This is a genomic window from Clostridium paraputrificum, assembly GCF_900447045.1.
Taxonomy (GTDB): Bacteria; Bacillota; Clostridia; order Clostridiales; family Clostridiaceae; genus Clostridium; species Clostridium paraputrificum.
Genome location: NZ_UAWH01000014.1, coordinates 1,103,686 through 1,121,377 on the forward strand (window position 1 = coordinate 1,103,686; position 17,692 = coordinate 1,121,377).

The window sequence follows — 17,692 nt, forward strand, 5'->3', positions numbered from 1 at the left end:
ATAAATTCCTCCTTTCAAAGTATTCATAAATGATATATGCAGAAGTTAAAAAAGTAATATGTAAAGTAATACAAGAATGATTAACCAAATTGTACATAACTTCATATTATGTATATTACAGATAAGATTTTTATAATTTGGAGGGAAATTTTATGTCAAATTTTTGTAGAACTTGTGATAGATTTGCTGAAATACTTGGAGCTAAGGTTTTAAGTAGGGATAATGATGTATGTACAGTAATGTTTATGAGAAATATAAGAGCTGAAATATTAGGAAGAAGAACACAATCACCATTAGCTTTACCAGCAATGTTCTCTTTTGAGTGTCCTGATAATAATGGTAGAACTCTTAATTTAGGTGAAACAGTTATACTTCAAGACGAGATAAATAATTTTATAACTGAACTAAGAAAAAGGGGCATATTAGTAACTGCTTTTCATAATCACTGGTTATTTGATAATCCAAGACTTATGTATATTCATTTTGAGTCTATTGATAGGCCATTAGACTTTGCTATAAAAGTGGCAGAAGCTTTTAGAGTATTAAGAAGATAAGATAAACAATTTTTCAGCTATTTATACTTTACTAATCATATCTTTTAAAAAGGTAAAATGTAAAAGAATCCTAATGATAGGGTTCTTTTTTTATGCCTATGAAATTATAAAATTTTGATTAATTGTGAATATGTAGAGATTGACAATTGATTAATAAAATGTTCTTTGAAAATTGAATAGTACGGATATAAAATAATATGCAAATCAAAAGGACTTTAATGTATAATATGTAATATATTAATAATTATGGGGTTGGTATTCTATAAGGAGGTTTAAAATGATTTTATTAGTATTATGTATTGGTATCATATGTATAATACTTCTTGTTAATAATGTTATATCCATTATGCATAAAGTTAGAGATAGAGAAGAAGGTACAATTAAAAATACATTTGTTTGTTGTATAACATTAATATATTTATGGTTAAGTATAATATTTTTATCTGGCATATAATTAAAAGCGAATTTCTAAATACCGTATTATTCAAAAAGAATATGCGATATTTTTTGTTCGCAATATTAAGAAATTGTGACATAAAACTTGAGAGGTGCTACACTCAAGTTTTTTTCATTACATGATTATAATAAAAGCAGATAGCACTATCAATAATAGTATTCATATAGATATTGTAGTCAGTGCTTGTGCCTTTAATTTGATTAAGCTTTATTAGTGTAGATTTTCTAAAAGAATAAGATCTACGGACTTCAAAATACTCTCCATCTATAGGTGGCGTAATACCATTGGGGTGAGCTTTATGTCTCTTATCTTCAATAGATGGGGAAGTAAAGTTGATTTGAGTGACAGGTTGAGTCTCTTTTTTTTCAAAAACTGCATTCTCTTCTTTAGCTTCATCAGTAAAACAAAAGCTAGCAACAACATCTTTAGATGGTGGTACATAATCTGTAAAACAGATTTCATCAATTGGTTCTTCGTAACATAAATCATCTTTAGACATTGTAAATTCTTTTTTTCTTCTTGCCATTTCAAACCTCCAAATTGTTTTTCTATAAATTTTATATGCAAAAAGATAAGTTCTTAAATTTTTAACAAGTTAAGAACTTAAGAAGAAAAGAACTTAAGAAGTTATAGTAAAAATGCTGGCTTGAAGGGGTTTTTATGAGATGAATTCTAAAAATACATATATTTTATTTGAAAATAATTTTTGGAGGTATTTATCATAGAAGATAAAATTAAATTGAGGGCTGAAGAGTTTGAGAGTTTGATCGCTACGATAAGAAGGAGATAACTTTAGCTATAAGGAATTCAACCTTGGATTACGAAATGGAGTGTTCATTATTAAATGAGAATATTATTTCTGATTGTAAGAACTACAATTTGTAATCTATTTGTGAGAAAATTGATAGGATAACTGATGAGTATATTGAAGAAACAAGAAAGGTTATTGGGAGTTTTAAAGTTTAATTAGAAAAGACTTGAAGTTAACTTTAGAATAATGAATAGTGAAACGTATCATAAGTAATAATCAATTAACAAAATATGTTATAATAAAAGAAGAAAATAATTCTTTAGTGATAGGCAAATAATAATTTGCCTGATTGAATAAAACTTGTATAAATTTAACATTTTAGTACAAATAACCTATATTTTATTACTTTTTTAATGAAATATAGGTTATTTGTATTTAGAATAAAGTTATGAAGTTAATTAAATATATATTCTAAATATGGAGGGATATAAAATGAAAGAAAATTCAAAAATATCAATTTTACAAATTCTCAAAGAGTCACTTAGAAAGTTTAAAAATATGGAAATTTTAATTGTAACTATGACTTTTATATTAGTAGGAACATTTGTGTCTACAATTTGTAGTGCTGGTGATAATCTTACAATTAAAGAGTTTGTCTTTGATGTTCTTGGTGACTTTATAAGTTTAATTGGATATATGACAATAATTAAGATAGTAGAGAAAAAATATAAAAAAGAAGAAGTTTATGTGAAGAATATTATTAAGGAAGTGATTCCGAGAAGTTTTCCTGCTTTAGTGCTATATTTAACAGTGGTTATTTTAACCCTTATTGGAACATTATTAGTAATCATACCAGGAGTGCTATTCTGCATATTTACAGCATTTTATCTTCAAGTTTTTACCCTTGATAATAATGGGATAATTGATTCTATAGGTAACAGTATTAGTTTTAGTGAAGGTTTTAGAGGATGCATTTTTAAAATGTCCATAATTGAAATAATTATATATTTAATTAATGATTATACAATATTATGGTTATTAACCCACCTATTTAATTCAACTATATCATCGGGAGTAGGTATAATTATATCATCTGTCATTACTTCAATTATGACAATAGGCTACACAAGTTTATATTTGAAGATAAGAGAAATTAAAACTATAGAATAAATAGTTAATTATACTAAAATTACAATTAATTGGACATGTTTTATATAAATCACCTATAATTTTATATATAATATGTTTGATTCAAAGTTTTTTTATGGAGTTGATGCTGGAATGATTTATATATTGGAAATATGCTCTTGTCTAGCAAGTATATATTTTATTTACTTTCTGGGATTATTCAAATTTCAAGTTAAAAAATGTTTAACCATAAGCATAAGCGTTCTTAGTTCTATGATTATATTTTTTGTATTTGAGGATAAATTAAAAGACATTAGCTACATTTTAGATTCAAAGCTTATTTTAAGTGTAAGTTTAGTTATAGCTTTTTCTTTAGCTTATTATAAAGAAAAATATAAATGTCTAGAAAAATCACTATTTTCAGTATTTATAATATCTATAGTTAACAGATTTGCAGTAAATTTAGTTAAAATAATTTTTATCAGTGTTTATAATTATGATAAGCTAATTGATAATATTAATTTTATGCTTATATCAACCCTTGTAAGTTATCTATATACAATAGCTATAATATTTTTAATAAAAAAGTATAGTAAACTCAATAATTATAACATTAAGGATATATTTAAAAATAACTTTTTATACTACAGCATAATATCTTTGTTTTCGTTTACTTTAGTTATTGATAGATTTATATTATATATGATTTCAATTATAGAATTTAACAAAAGTATTTTTAATGCATTACTAATTTTAAGTGAAATTACCATTGTTGTTGTCTTTGCAATAATTTTGGCTTTCATATATTTAAGTAAAAAACATGAAGAAATATTATTTAGACAATTAGAAATTGAAAAACTCACAGAATATACCAGAAATATAGAAGTTTTAAATCAAGATACTAGAGCTTTTAAGCATGATTTTGTAAATATACTGTCTTGTATAAGAGGATATTTAGATACAGATAATTTTAGTGAATTGAAAAGTTTTTTCTTTAATAAAATATTACCAATTAATGATGATTTGAATAAGGATTCTTTAAAACTACATTTACTTTCAAATATAAAAATTCCAGAACTAAAAGGACTTATTTCTTCAAAGGTTTTAAAAGCAAAGGCAGAGGGATTAGATATATTTATAGATATAGCTGAACCTATTGAGGATATAAAGATGGATACTATTGATTTGTGCAGAGTTTTAGGTATTCTACTAGATAATGCTATTGAAGCAGCAGTTTTATGTGCTAATCCAATTTTGAAGCTAGGGGTTATTAAGAAAGAAAAGTCTATTGATTTTATAGTAATTAACTCATTTGAAGGAAAAACACCTAAAATACACGAAATATTTATAAGAGGATTTTCAACTAAGGGGAGTGGGAGAGGAATAGGACTTGCTAATTTAAAAAGTATACTTAGCAATTACTACAATACTATTCTTGATACTACTATAGAAGATAATTTATTCACTCAAAATATTAAGATTATAAGTAGGAGAATAACTCTATGATTAAAATATATATTTGTGAAGATATTGAAGAGCAAAGGAATAGGATAAGAAGTTTAGTTAAAGATATTATATTAGAAGAAAAATTAGATATGACAATTGAGATAGCATCTCCTAATCCTATGGAGATACTAAATAAGGCAAAAGAAAATGATAAGGATATTTCATTGTACTTTTTCGATGTAGATTTAAATTCTAATATTAATGGTATAGACTTAGCTAGTAAAATTAGAGAGTTTGACCAGAGGGGATTTATAGTATTTATAACTACTCATGGGGAAATGAGTTATTTGACTTTCACCTACAAGGTTGAAGCTATGGATTATATAATTAAAGATGATTATTCAAATATGGCTGAAAGAATAAAGGAATGCATTTTAGAAGCTAAAAAGAGATATTTAAAGAGTGATGAAGAAGAAGGTAAAGTTTTCACTATAAGAAAAGAAGATAAAGTTATAAATGTAAAGTATAAGGACATGCTTTTCTTTGAAACATCTGATACAATTCATAAGATAATATTACACGCAATTAATAGACAAGTTGAGTTTTATGGCAAAATGAAAGATATAGAAGAAACTTTAGATGAAAGTTTTGTAAGATTTCATAGAGCATATTTGGTTAATAAGAATAATATTTCGGAAATAGATAGGAAAAATCGCATAATTCATATGATAAATGGAGAGATATGTTATAGTTCGGCTAAGAATCTAGAGAAATTTTATAAGGGGAAGTTTTAATAACTTTAGGGCCTAGTATCAGTACACTTTCTATAAAAGTGGCAGAAGCTTTTAGAGTATTAAGAAGATAGAATAAACAAATTTTCAGCTATTTATACTCTATAACTCATATATGTAAAAGAATCCTTATGATAGGGTTCTTTTTTGATGCCTAGGAGATTATAAAATGTGAATGTGTAGAAAGTATAACATAAATCTTCCTTTATAACTGAATAATATAGTATTGGAAAAAGATGATATAATAAGTATTAAGTTTAAATAGATAAAGTGGAATTTGAGGAGGTAAATTAAAATGGCGATTACTGTAAATATTTATTATACTGGTAAAAATGGGAATGCTAAAAAATTTGCAGAAGAGATGATTTCTAGTGGAGTTGTAAATGATATTCGTACTGAAAATGGAAATATACAATACGAATATTTTTTTTCTATGGATGACGAGGAAACCGTACTTTTAATTGATAGTTGGAAGGACCAACAGTCTCTTGATTTACATCATGATTCACCGATGATGGCGAAAATTATTCAACTTAGAGAAAAATATGATTTGCATATGAAAGTAAAACGATACATTGATGATGAAGTAGGGTGCGATTCTAAAGACAAAAAATTTATTAGGAATTAAACAAATAAATTCCAGTTTGTTGGTTAGCTTATTGAAGAGATAAAAATAAACAAGGGAGGAAAATAAAATGAAGAGATGTATAAAATCAGTTTTTTTGATTTTATTAGTATTTACTACCTTTATTGGTTGTTCATCAAAAAACAGCAACAAAGATGATATCACACTTATACCTACTGAAAATGATGAATTAATATGTGAGGAAACTATATCTCCCAATAAGGAATATGTAACCTCAGATGAGGATATTGTTAATTATACAATACAAATTTATCAAAATACAAAGAATAATATTATTGTTAATGCAGATTCTAATTCTGGCTTTTTTGAAAAAACACAATATGTATTAGATTATGATAAACCAATTTCTAAATCAGATGTAAATGTAGAATGGACTACTTTAATGGGAAATCCAAAATATACGGAAAAAGATCAATTGGCAGTTGCAAATGTATCAATTTCTTCAAATAATGAAGTGTTCAGCAAGCGAAAAATAAACTTCTTTAGTAAAGGAATTGAAATTATTGTTGATACAATAAACCAAAACAAAAAATAAAGATTAAGGTAGGATATTGTTTTAATTTAAGAAAAAGAGGCTTGTATATGCAGGCCTCTTTCTTTCAGAAGTTGAAGGATTAAATTAAAATGAGTAAGAACACCATATCATAAGCATCTTATTAATATATTTAATAGTTAAAATGTATAGATACATGATTTTTTATAAGCTTTTCTTCTAGCTCCTGTGCAAAATTTATAGAGTTTTCAAAGTAATTAGATACTCCAAAATTATAGATAGAAGGACCTTTCTTGTAATTTATTATTACATTATCATTTTTTATTAAAACTTCATTTATTTCATTAAAATCAATAATTATTTCTGAAAAAGATTTTTCTTGATCTATTAGTTTTTCTATTTCAGGTTTTAATAACTTTTTAGTTAATGGACTCATTTTTAGAAATGAATTATAATAATTTTTTAGTATAAGTAAATAATATAATTGAGGTGATTTTATGAAAAAGAAAGTTTTAACTTGTCTGTCAATAATATTATTATGCTTAGCAATATCAAATTCTAAAGTAAAAGCAGATGAAGAAATTTATCCTATTAATAATACATATAAACCAGGTATCTATATCTTGAATAAAAATGACAAAAATTCTTACAATTTAACTTATGAATTTGTAAATAAGGGACAAAAATCTGCTATTATTATTTTAGATGAGAATTATGATATTACTTATAAAAATGTTAATTGTAATAGAAGATGTAATGGTGGGACTATAACTAATAAAAACACTATAATAGTAGTGGGTGGAGAGATTGCTTTTTATTTTGAAAAAAATAGTTAATATAAAAAATACCGTATTATTCAAAAGAATATACGGTATTTTTTTAGTTTTACTTCACTTTTTATGTGTAGTATTTTCTGAATTACGAGGATATATTATCTTTTTCAGTTTGGATTACAACACCTAATTTTGTTGATATTATGGTATTTAGCTTGTTTATAGAAGAGGTAAGTGTGGTTATCTGTTTTTCTAATCTTATTAATAGATAAGCACTAACTGCAACAGGGAAACCAACATTACCAATTAAATTTACAAGTTCATTTAGTTCCATAGAAAATCACCTCCTATTAGTCATATATGCAAGGAAGGACATTGTATCTTTTTAATATAATATAGATATTTCAAACTAAGTAATCTTTAAAAATTTAATAGTACGTGCTTGAAAAAGGTGTTATAATTAACCTATAATTGTAAAAATGTCCAGATATAAATGAAATAAGCTCAAAAGGAGAGTATTAAATGGGGTTAATTACTATAGGAATAATTTTAGTAGCTATATTTATGGTTATATTCTATATACCAACTAAGTTAAAAGAACAAGAAGAAAAACAATCGTTATATGTTAAGGAACTATATATAAGAATAAATAGACTTGAATCTAAGATAGATAAAATACTAGATTCAAAGAAAAATGAACTTTAAAATAATGATTTAAATATATTAATAACAATATTAAATCAATGGTAACACCGTATTATTTATTTTGTATGATATAATCCAAGTTTGTAATTAGAATTAAGTATCAATTTATTAAAAGATAGATACATGGGGTGCTAGAAGTATGAAAAAAGTTATATTGAAAATTATTGCTACAATATTTACTATTTTAGGTATGTTTATTATTTGGTTTATATATGTTACTGAATTTAAAGTTACATATGTTTCGCAACATGTAAACCCAATTAATAATTATACTATTTTATTTCAGGAAGTTGGAGAGCCTGAATGGCCCTTTGGAAAAACTCATGTCAAAATAACACTACTTAATGATAAAAAGAAAAAAGTAGAAAAAATTCCTACTTATATTCAAAATGATGGATCAGTTGCGGGAGAAGAAAATATTTTAGTTGAATGGTTTGAAGATTATGCCGAGGTTACATTATTAGGCAGTGAACAAGAGGATGAAGTTCATAAAATATATTATAATTAATAGTTTGATAAAATTGAATTTATTGGGTAAATTATATGAATAATATTAAGAAGATAAAAACAAATATTAAATTGGGAAAATATCGTATTATTCCAAAAAATATGCGATATTTTTTTATTCGCAATTCTAAGAAAGTGTACAACAAAAGATACATAAATTACTAAACTTGTAAAGTAAAAGGAGGATATTTATAAGAAAATATTGAATATAACAAATATAAAATTAAATTATGGGGGTATAAAGGGTGTATAAGAAAATAATTTGTGGGTTTTTTATTATTTGCTTATCGTTATTTACAATAGGTTGTACAGGCAAGCATAGTGATACTAATAATGGTGATGGTAATTATAGTTTAGGAAATGTGTCTATAAGCGAAAATACACCATGGAATGAGAGTACAAATTTATCAAAAGATGAAAAAAGCTTCTTAGAAGAAGTTAAAAAGGAGATAAATCATGATATTAAATTATATAGCGAAGGAAATATAAATACATTCCTAAATAAAACTATTTCAGGAATGGGAATTTTTAATTCTACTAGTAATACATTTTTTGAAGATAGTAATTTTGATAAATATGTTGCAAATAAAACAGATATTAAAGTAATAGATATTCAAACTGTAGACAATAATAATGCTAAGATTTTGTTGAATATTAAATATCCAGATATGAGACTTCCTCTTTATAAGTCTATAAAAAATAATGAACTAAAAAATGATGAGGATATAACTTTACAGTTTATAAAAGATACTTTTGAAAAAAATCCAGTATATAAAGAAGGAACTTATATTTTAAATTATAAAAAAGCTGAAGATAATAATGAAGTAATATATATATGTAATAATAATATCAGAAAGGCATTAACAGGTAGTTTGATAAATCCTGGTATAAGAAAAATAGATTCTGATGAAGATAAATGTGAACAAGTAAATAAATATTTAAATGATTGCCTTAAATTATTAAAGGACGATGATTTAAACAATTACTACTCAATGGTGTCTTCATGGAAAATAGAGAATATAAGAAAAGAAGTTTTAGAAAATGAAGCTTTTAAAACCATAAGATATTATTTTGTTGATAATATAAAGATTGAAATAATAGAAGGAAAAGAATCATTTCGAGCTATAGTTAGATATCCAGATTTTAATAAAATATTTTTACCCTTATTACAAGAAAAAAAGAATACTAATGAAATTATAAATGAGATAAATAAAAGCATAGTTGATGGTAAGGTAGAAATAGTAGAAGATACACTAGAAGGGGAAATTTATATTGATGGAGAGATAAAGGGAATTCTCGATGATTATAGCTGGCTATTTTCTAATTTAGGAATTGATAGCATTGACATGATAATGAGTAATTTTCAAGAACCATATAATTTTAACATATCTACAGAAATTGAAGGATTAAATTAAAATAAGTAGACCTCGATAGAATCGAGGTCTTATTTATATATTTAGTAATTAAAATGTACGGATGAATGATTTCTTATAAGCTTTTCTTTTAGCTCATGTGCAAAATCTATAGAGTTTTCAAAGTAATTAGATACTCCAAAATTATAGATAGAAGGACCTTTCTTGTAATTTATTATTACATTATTATTTTTTATTAAAACTTCACTTATTTCATTAAAATCAATAATTATTTCCGAAAAAGATTTTCCTACATAATTGTTACTTGATGTGCAAACAGCTACCTTCATTATGCCTCTAAATTCTATTGAATTATCTAATATAATGGCTTCTAAAGATTTTCCTTCATTTATTAATTTATCTATTTCAGGTTTTAATAATTTTTTTGTTAATGGACTCATTCTTTTTGGAATTAAAAGTTCAAATAATATAAGTAATAAAAAAATAGTAGACATAAACAAAACTACAAGATATAGATTTTTATCATTACCAGTTTTGTTTTTTAAATTTAAGAATACAAAAATAATAATTATTAGTAACAATGGAATAAATACAAAATCCATTAATGAAGGCTTTTTAGTTTTTTTATAAAGATTTTCATTAAATTTGTACACAAAACCACCCCTACCATAACATCAACAATATATATAAAATATAACACATATTGAAAAAAATGTAAAACAATATTATAATTTAAAGGAATGAAAGGTAAAAGGTAAAAAATTTTTTGAGGGGGATTTTATGAAGAAAAAGGTAAAAGTAATTCGTATTATTAGCATGCTTGTATTAAGTTTATTTATTTTGGACTTAATACCATCTAAGGTACATGCTACTGAAGGTAGAGATACTGAAACAAAAGAATGGAGTGAATATGGAATACTATCAGTATCAGATAAAGATATGGTACTTAATGTAGGGGATTTAGAAATTTCTTCTGATGTTCATTCTAATGGAAACATAAAGTCAAATTCTACTAAGCTAAGTGTTAATGGAGTACTAGAGGCATCTAAAAAAGTAGATATAGTAGCAAGTGAAGAAAATATTAATATACGAGAGAATACAAATAAGATAGAAACTGATGATGTATATGAAGATATATTAAATGAAACTAAGGATAATAGAAAAGAAATTAATGGGTTAAATTTTTTGAATGGGGCATCTATAGATGTAAACAATAATTATAATTCAACAGGTAATACAATAGTAAATGCTTCACAAGTTAACTTTCAAAAAAGTTTATTGTCAGATGGGGAAATATCACTTAATTCTTCAATTGTAAATAGTGGAGAATATAAAAGCTTTATAGCATCAAGAAACAGCAATATAACAGTTAATGCTGCCAACTTTAATTTTAAAGGTATAATTTATGCTCCAAATGGAGTTGTAAATATACAAGGTTCAGATATAAATATAGAAGGTAGAATAATTGCTAATGAGATAATCATAAATGGTAGTAAAGCAAAAATTAAACAAAATGATGATGATTTTGATTTTATTAAAGATGAAGTTAAACCAGATTTAAGTATATTGTCACCAAGCTATGAAAATGATTATCTAGTTACACAAGATGTAGATATAGATATAACAGGTATAGCTAAAGATAATAAGAAAGTAGAAAAAGTTGAATATCAAATTGTTTCAGAAGAATCAAATAATAAAATTAGTGGACAAGCTACTGGAATTGAGAATTGGGCAGTAGAAGACATACCGCTAGAATTAGGAATGAATTATTTAAAAGTTATAGCTTACGATACAAGTAATAATTCTGTTGAAAAAGTAATTAATATTAAAAGAATGAACACAGAAATTAATTTTAGTGATGATGTTGTATACGCTACAGAAAATGATGCAGCTAAATTGAAAGATCAATTTATAAATCAAAAATTAGATCAAAATAAGACTGATGGATATACAGCAGATGATAGAATAATATTGAAGCTAACAAAAAATAATATATTGTTAGATGCTATAAACAAGGGGAATTTTGGAGTAAATAAAATTCTTTATTTTGATCCTTGTGATGTTCTTCCGTCAGGATTTAGTGGTAAATTAGAAAGCTATAATGAAGTATCAGATGGTATAGAGTTTAGATTTAAAAAAGCTGAATTTAATGAAATGATAAATGATTATGTAAGCTTTGATTTAGACAATAATATAGATTTTCAAAATGATATAGCATATATTTTAGCTCCTGATGGAACTAGAGTTGATAAACCTATTCAGAAATCCAAGCTAAGAGCAAGTGAAGAAGTTAAGAAAGGCGTTCAGTTAAATGAATTAGTAAGATTTCTTGTTCCTAAATTTGATGGTTCATCCTTAAGGTTTGGTGATGCTAAAGATGGTCTAGTAATATATGATGAGGATGGTTTAAGAGAAACCAAAGGAGACCAAGTTGTGTTAAAAGCAGAACAAAAGTATTCTAATTTTCAAATTGATTCAGCTTTTGACTGGAATATGAAGATTAGTGATGTATTACCAAAGCAAATACGATTCAAGTTTTCATATGACGATACAAAAACAAATGGAGTAACATTTAATAAATACTCTAAAGATTTAGAGGAAGTAGTAGATGATATACAAAGTTTAACTAATTCAAGTTTTGAAAATAAAATAGAATTCTTAAATTTCTTTGATATAGAAGGTGTTAAACTAGATGATACTATTGTCTTGGGTTGCGTAGGGGTAAGAACAAACGCAGGTACATCTATAAGCCTTATTCCTAAATATACATTAGATGGATTGGCAGAATCGTCATCAGGAAGGTTGGACCCTATTATATCATTGATGATTGTAATGGATATGAGTGGAGAGATTTCACTTAAGGCTTCTATAGAATCAAATACTAGTTCTTATGTTGAGAAAGGATTTAATATACAAAAAGAGGGCTATGTTGGCAAAGGTGGTAGCGTTGAAGATAATAAGGGGCAAAAAACTTATGATCTAGCTTTTGATAGAGTTGCTGATGTATATGATAGAGAATGTAATTCTAGATATGAATTAGATAAGGAGCCAGTTACAACTTTAAAAGGTTCTTTAGAAGGTAAAGCATCAGTAGATTTTGGATTAGGAGTTGGAATAGGATGTTTTACTATGGGAATAATGCCTGGAATGGTAAGAGCTTCAGGATATGCAAAATTTGATTCTAACTTAAAGGGGGATTTCTTAATAAGTAGCGAAAATTCTGATATAGGTTTTGAAGGAAAATTTGGTGCAGAGTTAGGTATAAGAGTTAGAGTAGATGGTAGAGTAGCAACCGACTTAGGAGTGTTAGAATTTAAGTATGTAAAACCTTGGGTATTATGGAGCAAAGGAATAGGAACTAGTGATGATTTAAAGATAGTTTTGACATGGAGCGATTTACCAAGAGATTTAGATTCACATTTATATACGTCTAAGGGTAATCACATTTACTATAGTAATAAGTATGAGTATGGATATGATGATTCTAATGAATATAAGAAGTTCATAGATTTAGATATTGATGATACTAGTGGATGGGGACCTGAAACTACTACTATTTACGAATATACACCAGGAGTATATACATTTAAAGTTAATGACTATACAAATCGATGGGATAGTAATTCATATGAACTATCTCAATCACGTGCAGTAGTTATAGTTTATAAAGGAGATCAAGAATTACAAACATTTGTAGTACCAACAGAGAAAAAAGGAACTGTATGGAATGTTTTTTCTTATGATACAAGAACAGATACAATTACATCAATAAATACTATTAATTAAGTTAGAGAATAGGCTTATATATTTAAGCCTATTCTTTTTGTTTTTAGGTTATTAAGATATTTCATCTTTGTAAGGAAGAGTGAAGTGAGTTAAATTATACCTTAAATAAAATGCATGTTGCAGTGAGTATGAATAGTTAAGAATATGTAGTTAAGGTGAATTAAATGATCTTTGAAAATTGAATGATACAGTATTAAAATATGTTATTATTATAATAAAATTAATAATATATTATTTAAATTTTGATTAGTTAGGAGATAATAGTATGAATTTACTAATTACAGATATTTCTTTAGATATCAATTTTATTCAATCTGAGAATTCTAGATATGTAGATATATCTAAATTAAATATAGCTAATTGTTTAGGGTGTTTTAGTTGTTGGACAAGAACACCTGGTAAGTGCATAATACGAGATGATGCAATTTCAGTTTATCCATTAATTGCAAAAAGTAAGAACTTAATTTATGTAACTAAAATTAAATTTGGATCGTATGATACACCAATGAAAGTTTTGCTTGAACGTTCCCTACCAATACAGAAGGCGTTTATTAGACTTTATCAAGGAGAAGCTCATCATGTTCAACGAAATGTCGAAGAGAAAAATGCGATAATTGTTGCATATGGGAATGCTTCAGAAGAGGAAAAAGATTTATTTAGAAGACTTGTTGCTAGGAATTCACATAATATGCTATTTAAAAATTATAAAATAGTATTTACTCAAAAAGAAAATTTGAATGATTTTATTAAGAAAGAGGTTTCATTATGGGAAAATTAATTATTATAAATGGAAGTCCTAGAGCTAAAAAGTCTAATTCTAGAAAATATGCAGAAGTCTTTAAATTACATTATGAAGGTGAAATTTTAGAGTATGATGTTATCTCGAAAAAACATAAAAGTTTATGTGAAAAAATAGAGGCATATTCTGATATTCTTTTTATATTTCCACTATATGTAGATAGTATTCCTGCAGTATTAATGGATTTTTTGAAAGTATTAGAACAATATAAAATAGAAAACAAACCTACAATAAATGTATTAATTAATTGCGGTTTTATCGAACCAGAACAAAATTTTGTGGCTGTTGAAATAATAAAGCTTTTTTCTAAACAAAATGGATATCCTTTCGGATCAGTATTATGTATTGGTGGTGGAGAAGCTATAATGGAAACACCATTTGCTTTTATAGCAAAAAGTAAAATTAAAAAGTTTGCTAGAGCTATTAATAAGAATAGAGGTTCTTTCTATACAGTAACTATGCCATTAACTAAGAGACTATATATAAAAGCTTCTACAAACTATTGGATTAGTTATGGTAAAAGAAATGGAATAACGAAGGAACAAATGGAAACTATGGAAATTGAGTAGGCTTAAATTATTATTGTCAAATTAGGAGTTATGGAGGCATTTATGACAGAAAGAGAAAAGATGTTAGCAGGAGAACTTTATGATTGTGGTGATGCAGAATTATTAAAACAATGGCATAAAGCAAAAGATTTAGTACGAGATTATAATAATATAGATTCTGCAAATGCAGTGGAAAAAGAAAAGATTTTAAATGAGCTATTAGGAGGCAAAGGGAAAAATCTTTGGATCACAGCACCTTTCTTTGTTGATTATGGTAATAATATTTATTTTGGTAATAATTGTGAAGTAAACATGAATTGTACTTTTTTAGATGATAATATTATTCGTATTGGAAACAATGCACTTATTGCTCCCAATGTTCAAATATACACAGCATTTCATCCAACAAATGCTATTGATCGATTTGGAGAAGCGAAGGAAGATGGATTCTTTGAGTTTTGCAAAACGCAAACGGCTCCAGTTACGATTGGTAACAATGTTTGGATTGGTGGAGGAGCTATTATTATGCCAGGTGTTACTATTGGTGATAATGTTGTAATCGGAGCAGGAAGTATTGTAACAAAAGATATTCCCGATAATACCATAGCGTATGGGAATCCTTGTCAAGTGATAAGAGAAAATAAATAATTCTAATATATAAAATTGATTCATCCAAGATATAAAGAAAAGATAAATAGGGATTTATGGGAGCAATTGATATGGCAGAGCTGATTATTATTAGAGGAAATTCTGGTAGTGGAAAGACTACTCTTGCAAGAAACTTACAAAGAAAATTTGGAAGAAATACTATGGTGATTTCGCAAGATGTTATTCGAAGAGATATGCTTATGGAAAGAGATGGTTTTGATACAAAAGCATTACCACTTTTAATTGAGTTATTAAAGTATGGAAGGCGAAATTGTGAAGTTACCATTTTAGAGGGGATTCTGAATTCACAATGGTATAAACCACTGTTTGAAACAGCAATTTTAGAATATGGTTCCAATATTCATGCTTATTATTATGATATTCCTTTTGAAGAGACAGTTCAGAGACATAAAACGAAGTCTAATTGTAATGAGTTTGGTGAAGATTCCATGAGGATATGGTGGAAAGAAAAAGATTATATAAAGATTATTGATGAGATTAAATTTACTTCCGATGTAAGTGTGGAGAAAGCAATTGAAATTATCTCAGATAATCTTGTAAACACCATATAACTTTGAAGATAAAGATTCTATTAAGAAAGTAATTGAGCTATTGAGTAATTAGGTTTAGCATTAAAAAATGCTAATGAAATTTAACATAGGTTTGATGATTCATGCTACTCAGCAGAGTCAATGATTAATGAAAATGTTTAAGGGGGAATATTTTTGAAAAAGAGAATACCTAAAATACTATGGGGAGTTGGATTTTGTTTAATTATTTTAGTTATAGGAATTTTTACGTATTTATATTTTAATCATGTAATAAGAATATCTGAGGGAAAAGAATTTAAAAATCAAGGTAGTCCAGTACTAGAAAGTCGGCTATCTAAAGATGATGTGAAAGAAGATATTGACTATATAATTGATATTATGGAAAACACTCATCCTATATTTTTAGAGGATATACCAGAAAGTTATTATGCAGCAAAGGATGAACTTTTAGCTGCAAGTAATGAAGAGATGACTGTTGGTGAATTACAGTATAAAGTATCAAGATATCTATCATCAATAAATGATGGACATACTGCACTTTGGTGGACAGAAAATATGTTTTTAGATATAGATTGGAAATACTTAGACGGTAATTTATATTTACTTGATTCTAATAAGAAATTAACTGATAAGGTTGTAACTAAAATTGGAGATATAGAAATAGAGAAGATTATAGAAAGCATCAGGGCTCATTTTCCAGCAGAGAACTATGTAGCAGAAGCAAAAAATATAGAAAGTTTTTTAAAGGGTAAATTAGTTTTAGAAAATGTAGGAGTGGATTGTGCTAAAGATATTTTAGTTACTTTAAGTAATGGAGAAGAAGATAAGATTTTAGAGGTTGAATTTATAAGTGGGCCAGAGTATCGAAGTGTAAATAACGGTATTTATAGCAAAGTAATTGATAAAAATGTTGCATACATTAGATTAGGAACTTGTGATGTTAATTCAACATTGAAAAGTGTAGTAGAGAATATAGAAAAGTATAAGAATGAAGGAATTAAAGATTATATAATTGATGTTATAGATAATCCTGGTGGGGTTTCAAATGCTTGCTCAATGCTTCTAGAAGCGCTTAATATGAAGGGTGGAACATATGGTGGAATGTTAAGATTTTCCCCTTTAGCACAAGAGCAACTTGGTTATCTAAGAAAAAGTGGACATATAGAATATAAAAGTAATAATAATGCAGTTAAAAATAATGACATTAATTTGTATATTCTTACAAATGAGAATACTTTTAGTTCGGCACAGATGCTTGCTGTATGGGTTAGTGATGGTAACTTAGGGAAAATAATCGGTAGACCAAGTAGTAATATGCCTTCAAATTATGGAGACGTATTAAAGTTTCAGATGAAAAACTCAAAGTTAATAGGTCAAATATCTCATAAGAAATTTATACGACCTGATATACGTAAGGATAAGGAAAAGATATTAGAACCTGATATCTATGTTGAATATGGTGATGATATTTTAGAGACAGCAATAGATTATATAAATAAATAGGAACTTGAATTAGAGAGGAATAGTTTTTATAAGAAGAAAAAAAGTTGAGAAAGGTTACTCTAAACTTTTTTCTTTATATGTAAAACAGATTTCATCTATTAGTTCTTAGTAACATAAATTACTCTTTAGAGATTACCAATTCTTTCTTATAGATAGTGAAACTTAAGAGGTAATTAAGAGAAGGAGGGGGTAAGGTTGGAGTATGTTGAGAAAAAAGTTAGAGCAAAAAAATA

21 protein-coding genes are annotated in these 17,692 nt (G+C 26.3%); 17 read left to right on the forward strand and 4 right to left on the reverse strand.

Annotation, left to right across the window (positions count from 1 at the left end; translation table 11 throughout):
* Positions 1–152: 152 nt before the first annotated feature.
* Complete coding sequence (locus DR024_RS10205; protein ID WP_027098060.1) at positions 153–554, forward strand: DUF1259 domain-containing protein; 402 nt, start codon at positions 153–155, stop codon at positions 552–554.
* A 277-nt stretch (positions 555–831) separates the two neighbouring features.
* A complete protein-coding gene (locus DR024_RS17735) occupies positions 832–1,008 on the forward strand; it encodes a hypothetical protein (RefSeq protein ID WP_172458936.1) in 177 nt (58 codons plus the stop codon).
* Between the two features lie 103 nt (positions 1,009–1,111).
* Here DR024_RS17735 and DR024_RS10210 read toward each other — a convergent pair whose 3' ends face one another.
* A complete protein-coding gene (locus tag DR024_RS10210) occupies positions 1,112–1,537 on the reverse strand; it encodes a hypothetical protein (protein WP_065254719.1) in 426 nt (141 codons plus the stop codon).
* A 717-nt stretch (positions 1,538–2,254) separates the two neighbouring features.
* On the opposite strand from DR024_RS10210, the gene DR024_RS10220 reads away from it, so the two are divergent.
* The 5 genes from DR024_RS10220 to DR024_RS10240 all read left to right on the forward strand — a co-directional run bounded on the left by DR024_RS10220 (position 2,255) and on the right by DR024_RS10240 (position 6,308).
* Positions 2,255–2,932 (forward strand): hypothetical protein, encoded by a 678-nt coding sequence (locus DR024_RS10220; RefSeq protein ID WP_111918684.1) that lies wholly within the window; start codon positions 2,255–2,257, stop codon positions 2,930–2,932.
* Between the two features lie 231 nt (positions 2,933–3,163).
* On the forward strand, positions 3,164–4,396 hold the full coding sequence (locus DR024_RS10225; protein ID WP_172458937.1) for a sensor histidine kinase: 1,233 nt from the start codon (positions 3,164–3,166) through the stop codon (positions 4,394–4,396).
* A complete protein-coding gene (locus tag DR024_RS10230; protein ID WP_027098056.1) occupies positions 4,393–5,130 on the forward strand; it encodes a LytR/AlgR family response regulator transcription factor in 738 nt (245 codons plus the stop codon). The genes DR024_RS10225 and DR024_RS10230 overlap by 4 nt, the downstream gene beginning before the upstream one ends.
* A 292-nt stretch (positions 5,131–5,422) precedes the next feature.
* Entirely contained in the window at positions 5,423–5,755 is a 333-nt protein-coding gene (locus DR024_RS10235; RefSeq protein ID WP_027098055.1) for a putative quinol monooxygenase, read from the forward strand.
* A 67-nt stretch (positions 5,756–5,822) separates the two neighbouring features.
* Positions 5,823–6,308 carry a hypothetical protein gene (locus DR024_RS10240; RefSeq protein ID WP_055183730.1) on the forward strand — a complete coding sequence of 162 codons (486 nt, stop codon included), beginning with the start codon at positions 5,823–5,825 and terminating at the stop codon, positions 6,306–6,308.
* A 130-nt stretch (positions 6,309–6,438) separates the two neighbouring features.
* On the opposite strand, the gene DR024_RS10245 is transcribed toward DR024_RS10240, so the two are convergent.
* A complete protein-coding gene (locus DR024_RS10245; protein WP_027098053.1) occupies positions 6,439–6,702 on the reverse strand; it encodes a hypothetical protein in 264 nt (87 codons plus the stop codon).
* A 61-nt stretch (positions 6,703–6,763) separates the two neighbouring features.
* On the opposite strand from DR024_RS10245, the gene DR024_RS10250 reads away from it, so the two are divergent.
* On the forward strand, positions 6,764–7,102 hold the full coding sequence (locus tag DR024_RS10250; protein WP_027098052.1) for a hypothetical protein: 339 nt from the start codon (positions 6,764–6,766) through the stop codon (positions 7,100–7,102).
* Positions 7,103–7,184: 82 nt separating this feature from the next.
* Here the strand turns inward: DR024_RS10250 and DR024_RS10255 are convergent, their stop codons facing one another.
* Positions 7,185–7,373, reverse strand: a complete 189-nt coding sequence (locus tag DR024_RS10255) for a YvrJ family protein (protein WP_027098051.1) — start codon at positions 7,371–7,373, stop codon at positions 7,185–7,187.
* A gap of 188 nt (positions 7,374–7,561) precedes the next feature.
* Between DR024_RS10255 and DR024_RS10260 the strand changes: the two genes are divergently transcribed.
* The 3 genes from DR024_RS10260 (at position 7,562) to DR024_RS10270 (ending at position 9,666) form a co-directional block, all read left to right on the forward strand.
* Positions 7,562–7,744: a hypothetical protein gene (locus DR024_RS10260; protein ID WP_027098049.1), complete on the forward strand. Its 183-nt coding sequence runs from the start codon at positions 7,562–7,564 to the stop codon at positions 7,742–7,744.
* A gap of 139 nt (positions 7,745–7,883) precedes the next feature.
* Positions 7,884–8,252: a hypothetical protein gene (locus tag DR024_RS10265; protein WP_111918688.1), complete on the forward strand. Its 369-nt coding sequence runs from the start codon at positions 7,884–7,886 to the stop codon at positions 8,250–8,252.
* Between the two features lie 244 nt (positions 8,253–8,496).
* Positions 8,497–9,666 (forward strand): hypothetical protein, encoded by a 1,170-nt coding sequence (locus DR024_RS10270; RefSeq protein WP_027098047.1) that lies wholly within the window; start codon positions 8,497–8,499, stop codon positions 9,664–9,666.
* Positions 9,667–9,707: 41 nt separating this feature from the next.
* Here the strand turns inward: DR024_RS10270 and DR024_RS10275 are convergent, their stop codons facing one another.
* A complete protein-coding gene (locus DR024_RS10275) occupies positions 9,708–10,277 on the reverse strand; it encodes a hypothetical protein (RefSeq protein ID WP_055183732.1) in 570 nt (189 codons plus the stop codon).
* 127 nt (positions 10,278–10,404) lie between these two features.
* Here DR024_RS10275 and DR024_RS10280 point away from each other — a divergent pair, with 127 nt between their 5' ends.
* The 6 genes from DR024_RS10280 to DR024_RS10305 all read left to right on the forward strand — a co-directional run bounded on the left by DR024_RS10280 (position 10,405) and on the right by DR024_RS10305 (position 17,459).
* Positions 10,405–13,410, forward strand: coding sequence for a hypothetical protein (locus DR024_RS10280; RefSeq protein ID WP_111918690.1), 3,006 nt, complete (start codon positions 10,405–10,407; stop codon positions 13,408–13,410).
* Between the two features lie 265 nt (positions 13,411–13,675).
* Positions 13,676–14,188, forward strand: a complete 513-nt coding sequence (locus tag DR024_RS10285) for a flavodoxin family protein (RefSeq protein ID WP_027098044.1) — start codon at positions 13,676–13,678, stop codon at positions 14,186–14,188.
* Entirely contained in the window at positions 14,176–14,778 is a 603-nt protein-coding gene (locus tag DR024_RS10290; RefSeq protein WP_027098043.1) for an NADPH-dependent FMN reductase family protein, read from the forward strand. Before DR024_RS10285 ends, DR024_RS10290 begins: the two co-directional genes overlap by 13 nt.
* Positions 14,779–14,820: 42 nt before the next feature.
* Positions 14,821–15,405: a sugar O-acetyltransferase gene (locus tag DR024_RS10295; RefSeq protein WP_027098042.1), complete on the forward strand. Its 585-nt coding sequence runs from the start codon at positions 14,821–14,823 to the stop codon at positions 15,403–15,405.
* 71 nt (positions 15,406–15,476) lie between these two features.
* Positions 15,477–15,977 (forward strand): kinase, encoded by a 501-nt coding sequence (locus DR024_RS10300; protein WP_027098041.1) that lies wholly within the window; start codon positions 15,477–15,479, stop codon positions 15,975–15,977.
* Between the two features lie 153 nt (positions 15,978–16,130).
* On the forward strand, positions 16,131–17,459 hold the full coding sequence (locus tag DR024_RS10305) for a S41 family peptidase (RefSeq protein WP_027098040.1): 1,329 nt from the start codon (positions 16,131–16,133) through the stop codon (positions 17,457–17,459).
* Positions 17,460–17,692: the final 233 nt, after the last annotated feature.